The sequence below is a fragment of the Streptococcus danieliae genome, assembly GCF_009767945.1.
Classification (GTDB): domain Bacteria; phylum Bacillota; class Bacilli; order Lactobacillales; family Streptococcaceae; genus Streptococcus; species Streptococcus danieliae.
The window spans coordinates 1-6545 of sequence record NZ_WSRS01000093.1 but is presented as its reverse complement, the minus strand read 5'-3'; the positions used below and the strand labels follow the sequence as shown (position 1 = coordinate 6545).

General features: G+C 46.2%; 5 protein-coding genes. All 5 read left to right on the top strand.

Annotated elements, in window-relative coordinates:
* Positions 1 to 424: 424 nt before the first annotated feature.
* Genes E5983_RS08160 through E5983_RS08140 form a run of 5 tightly spaced genes read left to right on the top strand, consistent with a single transcriptional unit; the run spans position 425 to position 6228 of the window.
* Complete coding sequence (locus E5983_RS08160; RefSeq protein ID WP_160333361.1) at positions 425 to 1171, top strand: isoprenyl transferase; 747 nt, start codon at positions 425 to 427, stop codon at positions 1169 to 1171.
* Position 1172: 1 nt separating this feature from the next.
* A complete protein-coding gene (locus E5983_RS08155) occupies positions 1173 to 1976 on the top strand; it encodes a phosphatidate cytidylyltransferase (protein WP_160333360.1) in 804 nt (267 codons plus the stop codon).
* A 1-nt stretch (position 1977) separates the two neighbouring features.
* Positions 1978 to 3117: a 1-deoxy-D-xylulose-5-phosphate reductoisomerase gene (gene dxr / locus E5983_RS08150; protein WP_160333359.1), complete on the top strand. Its 1140-nt coding sequence runs from the start codon at positions 1978 to 1980 to the stop codon at positions 3115 to 3117.
* Positions 3114 to 4358, top strand: coding sequence for an RIP metalloprotease RseP (gene rseP / locus E5983_RS08145; RefSeq protein ID WP_160333358.1), 1245 nt, complete (start codon positions 3114 to 3116; stop codon positions 4356 to 4358). The genes dxr and rseP overlap by 4 nt, the downstream gene beginning before the upstream one ends.
* Positions 4359 to 4368: 10 nt before the next feature.
* The gene (locus E5983_RS08140; protein ID WP_160333357.1) at positions 4369 to 6228 is read left to right on the top strand and encodes a proline--tRNA ligase; all 1860 of its coding nucleotides are present in this window, start codon (positions 4369 to 4371) and stop codon (positions 6226 to 6228) included.
* Positions 6229 to 6545 lie beyond the last annotated feature (317 nt).

Here is a 6545-nt window from a genome sequence, read left to right as displayed (position 1 = left end):
GAGGGACAATGACTTGGGCGTTTCTCTAAGGAGCCTTCGATGATTTGAGCCATACGATTGCGTCTATCTTTACGATAAATAAGCCAGTCTTCTTTGAAAGTGATGTTTAGGTCTTGAATTCCGAGTAATTTTTGAGTAACATAGTCCATATGAAGCAATTCCTATTCTGATGTTTTTTTTCACTTATCAGTTTACTAGGAATTGCTTTTTTTTGCACTCTGAATTACAAAAAAAGTTGCATGGAGAGCAAGCTTTCCACACAACTTATTATAGAACCCTGATTTGGATGAGCCCGCCAGAAGCTTGGAAACGGCCTGAATTTCCCATAGCTAGGGCTTTTGTGGTATAATGAACTAATTCAATCTCTTATAAAATCACCTTCTGCTGTCAGCTAGAAGTGTGTCTAGAAAGAATGGAAAAGAATATGTTTGGTTTTAAAAAGAAGGAAGAGCAGCCGTCCTTGACAATTCCCAAGCACATTGGCATCATTATGGATGGAAATGGTCGCTGGGCTCAGAAACGGATGCAACCGCGTGTCTTTGGCCATAAGGCTGGGATGGAAGCTTTGCAAGAAGTTGCCAAAGCTGCCAGTCAGATGGGCGTGAAGGTACTAACCGTTTATGCTTTTTCCACAGAAAACTGGTCGCGTCCAGAAAAGGAAGTCAAATTTATCATGAATCTTCCAGTGGAATTTTATGACCGCTATGTTCCAGAATTACACCGACAAGGTGTTAAGATCCAAATGTTGGGTGATGTGAGCCGCTTGCCAGCTCCAACTTTAGACTCCCTCCGGAAGGCAGAAGTATTGACAGCTGAGAATACAGGTCTGGTGCTTAATTTTGCCTTGAATTATGGAGGTCGAGCTGAAATCCAAGAAGCTATTCGGGCTATTGTGGCCGGGGTACAGGCAGGAACTTATAGCTTGGATCAGATTAACGATGAATTGATTGGTTCCCATCTTTATACCGGTGGCCTGCCGAAGGAGTGGCAAGACCCTGAATTGATTATCCGAACTAGTGGAGAGTTGCGCCTCAGTAACTTTTTACCGTGGCAGTCTGCCTATAGTGAATTGTATTTTACAGATACCCTGTGGCCAGATTTTACAGCCCAGTCATTAGAAGCAGCAATTGAAGATTACAATCGCCGCAGTCGTCGTTTTGGAGGAGTTTGAGATGGAAAAAGAATTGCAGAACCGCATTGTATTTGGTGTGGGTGCCGCAGTCATTTTGTTGGTGCTTTTATGGTTTGGAGGCTTGCCGTTTCAGTTTGTGGTGGGGCTCCTAGCGATGTTGGGAGTTTATGAGCTCTTTGCGATGAAGGGGTTGGCGATCAATACTCCAGAAGGAATGTTAGCCAGCCTAGCGGCCCTGCTCCTAACCCTACCCTTGGAAAACTATTTGTCTTTTTTACCAAATGATTCCAATATTCCTCTCTTTGCCCTCTTGGCTATGGGGATTTTGGGAAGTACCGTTTTTGTTAAAGGCTATACCTATGACGATGCGGTCTTTCCGATTGCATCCAGCTTTTATGTAGGCTATGGTTTTCATATGTTGGTGCGGGCTCAGATGTCTGGTTTGGATAAGGTGCTCTATGCCTTGTTGTTGGTCTGGGCAACGGATAGCTTAGCTTATTTTGTCGGCAAACGGTTTGGGCAGCGGAAGTTGTTACCACAGGTTTCGCCCAACAAGACAGTTGAGGGAAGCTTGGGCGGTATTGCTGGGGCTCTAGTGGTCACTCTTGTTTTCTACCTCTTTAGTGGAGCGACTTTTGGAGGCAAGAACTTTTTCCTAGTCTTGCTCTTGGCTATTCTCTTTTCAGTAGCGGGGCAGTTTGGCGATCTTGTGGAGAGTTCTATCAAGCGCCATTATGGGGTCAAGAACTCTGGCCGTTTTATCCCCGGCCACGGGGGACTCCTAGACCGTTTTGACAGCCTGCTGTTTGTTTTCCCACTCTTACATTTGGCGGGGTTCTTCTAAGATGAAAGCCATTTATCTCATGGGAGCCACCGGTTCCATTGGTCAGCAGACCTTGGATATCCTGCGTGCCTACCCTGGCCAGTTTCGCCTGGTTGCCTTTAGTTTTGCGCAGAATCTTGATGCGGCGCGGGCGATTGTGGAGGAATTTAAACCAGCTGCGGTCGTTGTAGCAGATTCGGATCTGGGGCAAGCGCTGCTTGCAGATTTCCCGGAACTGGAACAGTGTACAGATCTAGAAGCCTATGCGGCCCACGGGGATTACGACTTGATGGTCAATGCTGTTATGGGCAGTGTTGGCCTTAAAGCGACCTTGGCTGCCATCCAGGCGCAAAAAGAAATCGCCTTGGCCAATAAGGAAACCTTGGTGATGGCTGGAGACTTTGTGATGGCGGCAGCCCGAGACAAGGGCGTGTCGATCTTGCCGGTGGATAGTGAGCATTCAGCGATTTTCCAGGCCATGCAAGGTTTAGATCGACAAGATGTGAAAAAGCTGGTCATTACCGCTAGTGGCGGTAGCTTCCGGGATAAAACCAGAGCTGAGTTAGTAGGGGTTACAGTTGCTGAAGCCTTGGCCCATCCCAACTGGACTATGGGGGCTAAAATTACGATTGATTCCAGCACCATGGTTAATAAGGGGCTGGAAGTGATTGAAGCCCATCACTTGTTTGGCTGGGACTATGACCAGATTGAAGTTATTCAACACCGGGAAAGTATTGTCCATTCAATGATTGAAATGCAGGACGGAGCTTTCTTGGCGCAATTGGGTCCCAGTGATATGCGGAAGCCGATTCAATTTGCCCTGACCTACCCACGGCACAAGCCTCTTCAAGATTCCAAGCCGTTTGATTTAGCAGACATCGGCCAACTTCATTTTGAAAAGATGGACTTGGAACGTTTTCCAATGTTGGCCTTGGCTTTTGAGGTTGGCCGTCGGGGTGGTTCTTTCCCGGCTGTTTATAATGCTGCCAATGAAGTGGCGGTTGCGGCCTTTTTGGATGGCCAGATTACTTATTTAAAAATCGAAAGTTTGATTGAGCGTGCAGTTGCCGACCATGTCGAGGCAACAGAACTGAGTCTGGAACGGTTACTGGAAATTGACCGTTCTACACGTGAGAAAGTGAGGGGGTGGCTTGCCCAATGATGGGGATCCTGAGTTTTCTATTTATATTTGCTGTTATTGTTATCATTCATGAGTATGGCCACTTTGCATTGGCCAAAAAATCAGGAATCTTAGTACGTGAATTTGCGATTGGGATGGGACCGAAAATCTTTAGCCATCAAGGGCAGGATGGGACCCTCTACACCATTCGGATGCTCCCCTTTGGAGGCTATGTACGCATGGCTGGTTGGGGTGAGGATCGGGTTGAGATTCCCAAAGGAAGTTTGGTCGCCCTCAGTCTGAATGCAGAGGGAGTGGTGACGCGCCTGAATCTGTCCAAAAAAGAATTGGACCATCAAGCGGTTCCGCTCCAGGTTTTGGAGTATGATCTCGAAGATAGCTTGACTATTAGGGGGCTCCTCTTGGATCAGGAACAGAGCTACCGGGTTGACCATGATGCGACGATTGTCGAGAAGGACGGCACTGAGGTACGGATTGCGCCTTTGGATGTTCAGTACCAAAATGCTAGTCTTTGGGGCCGTTTTCTAACCAATTTTGCAGGGCCTTTTAATAATTTTGTCCTAGGGGTTATGGCCTTCAGTCTCTTGCTCTTCTTGCAAGGGGGAGCGCCCAATCTCAACACCAATCAGGTTCGGGTGGCAGATAATGGTGCCCTAGCTCAGGCCGGTTATCAGGAACAGGTAACCCTGGAGAAAATTGGTGACAAAGAAATTGCGACTTTTAACGATATTGCACCAGCTATTCAAGCGGCAACGGACAAGGCCAAGGATGGCAAAGTTGCGGTTCAGGTCAATCAACAGACACAAGAGATTCAGCTGCAGGAAATGGATGGAACCTATCGCATTGGTGTCTTGCCGGCTTTGGATACTAGTTTGACAGCGAAGCTGACAGGTGGTTTTACCATGGCGGCAGCAGCTGCAGGGCAGATTGTCACAGCCCTCCGAAATCTGATTTTTAATCCCAATTTGAATGGCTTGGGAGGGCCGGTGGCCATTTACCAGGCCTCTAGCATGGCTGCACGCGATGGCTGGACCAGTGTCTTGCAGCTTCTAGGATTCTTATCGATTAACATTGGGATTTTCAATCTCTTGCCGATTCCGGCTATGGATGGTGGAAAAATCGTTTTGAATCTATTGGAAGCTATCCGCAGGAAGCCTGTGAAACGGGAAACAGAGACCTATCTCACCTTGATTGGGGCTGGTCTGATGTTGCTCTTGATGATTGCAGTAACCTGGAATGATATCCTACGGACATTTTTTTAGAGGAGAATAAATGAAACAAAGTAAAATGCTGATCCCAACTTTGCGGGAAATGCCAAGTGATGCACAAGTAATTAGCCATGCTCTGATGTTGCGGGCAGGTTATGTTCGCCAAGTATCTGCGGGGATTTATACCTATCTGCCCCTAGCAAATCGCGTTTTGGAAAAAGCCAAACAGATTATGCGGGAAGAGTTTGACAAGATTGATGCAGTGGAAATGTTGGCACCCGCCCTTCTCAGTGCAGACCTTTGGCGGGAATCTGGCCGTTACGATACTTACGGAGAAGACCTATACAAATTGAAAAATCGTGAAGGGTCAGACTTTATCCTAGGCCCAACGCATGAAGAAACCATGACCGTTGTGGTTCGGGACTCTGTCAAGTCTTACAAGCAATTGCCAATGAACCTTTACCAAATTCAATCTAAATATCGGGATGAAAAACGCCCCCGCAATGGGCTTTTGCGGACACGTGAGTTTATCATGAAGGACGGTTATAGTTTCCATGCTGATTATGCTGATTTGGATGTAACTTATGAGGACTACCGCCAGGCTTATGAGCGAATTTTTGATCGTTCAGGTTTGGAGTATAAAGCGATCATCGGAGACGGTGGAGCTATGGGCGGTAAGGATAGTCAAGAGTTTATGGCCATTACTCCAGAGCGGACAGATTTGGAACGTTGGTTGGTCTTGGATAAATCGATTGCCAGCTTGGATGAAATTCCTGAAGATGTCTTGACAGCAATCCGTGCTGAACTTGAAAAATGGGTTGTTTCTGGTGAAGATACGATTGTTTATTCCAGTGAATCTGGCTATGCGGCCAATCTTGAAATGGCGACCAATGAATACAAGCCTAAAAATCTGGTTGTTAGTGAGGAAGAGCTTACTAAAGTTGCGACTCCAGATACCAAAACGATTGATGCCGTGGCTGCTCTTCTCGATGTGCCAGAGGAACAAACGATTAAGACAATGGTTTACATGGCAGATGGCAAACCAGTGGCGGCCCTCCTTGTTGGAAATGACCAAGTCAACGAAGTGAAATTGAAAAATTTCTTGGAAGCAGATTTCATGGACCCAGCAACAGATGCTGAAGTCCAAGAGCTAATCGGGGCTAGTTTTGGTTCTCTAGGACCAGTTGGACTTCCAGAGGACTTCCGCATCATCGCTGATCGTAGAGTTCAAGATGTGCGTAACGCTGTTGTTGGTGCCAATGAGGACGACTTCCACTTGACTGGTGTAAATCCAGGTCGTGATTTCCAAGCTGAATATGTGGACATTCGTGAGGTCAAAGAGGGTGAAATCTCACCTGATGGTATGGGACAACTGCAATTTGCCCGTGGAATCGAGATTGGTCATATCTTTAAGTTGGGAACTCGCTACTCAGACTCTATGGACGCTAAAGTTCTTGATGAAAACGGCCGGGCTATTCCAATCGTTATGGGATGTTATGGAATCGGAGTCAGTCGTCTACTATCTGCGGTTATGGAACAGCATGCCCGTCTCTTTGTCAACAAAACACCAAAGGGCGACTACCGCTATGCTTGGGGAATTAACTTCCCGAAAGAATTGGCTCCATTTGATGTTCACCTCATTCCGGTAAACGTCAAGGATGAGGCTAGCCTAGCTCTTACAAGCCGCCTGGAGGCAAGCCTACAAGCGGCTGGTTATGAAGTTTTAACGGACGATCGTAATGAACGCGCTGGCGTTAAATTTAGTGATAGTGATTTGATCGGCCTCCCAATCCGTATTACTGTTGGTAAAAAAGCAGATGAGGGCATCGTTGAAGTTAAAATCAAATCCAATGGATCCAGCATCGAAGTCCATGAAGACAATCTTCTAGAGACCCTTCATATTCTTCTTAAGGAAGAACAATAAGATATTAGAAAGAACCTTAGCAGTTGATTCTGCTAGGGTTTTCTTTTGGGACGAAAAAAATTTAAAAAAATGAGCAAAAAGTCTTGCCAAGAAAGCTGTAGTGTTGTATACTAAGAAAGTCCTGAAGGGAGAGTTCCTTAAACGGGACAGTTAGTTGATAAAGGTTCGGCACATCCGAACCAAGTCAAAAAAACTTCAAAAATTTTTCAAAAAAGTGTTGACAAAGATTTGAGGTTTTGGTAAACTAATGAAGTTGTCTCGTGAGAGGCATGACCTTTGAAAACTGAACAAGACGAATACCAATGTGTGGGACACTA

Bases quoted from the DNA above. Each gene is read 5' to 3' on its own strand.
- E5983_RS08160 (WP_160333361.1), top strand. From the start codon at position 425: ATGTTTGGTTTTAAAAAGAAGGAAGAGCAGCCGTCCTTGACAATTCCC.
- E5983_RS08155 (WP_160333360.1), top strand. From the start codon at position 1,173: ATGGAAAAAGAATTGCAGAACCGCATTGTATTTGGTGTGGGTGCCGCA.
- dxr (WP_160333359.1), top strand. From the start codon at position 1,978: ATGAAAGCCATTTATCTCATGGGAGCCACCGGTTCCATTGGTCAGCAG.
- rseP (WP_160333358.1), top strand. From the start codon at position 3,114: ATGATGGGGATCCTGAGTTTTCTATTTATATTTGCTGTTATTGTTATC.
- E5983_RS08140 (WP_160333357.1), top strand. From the start codon at position 4,369: ATGAAACAAAGTAAAATGCTGATCCCAACTTTGCGGGAAATGCCAAGT.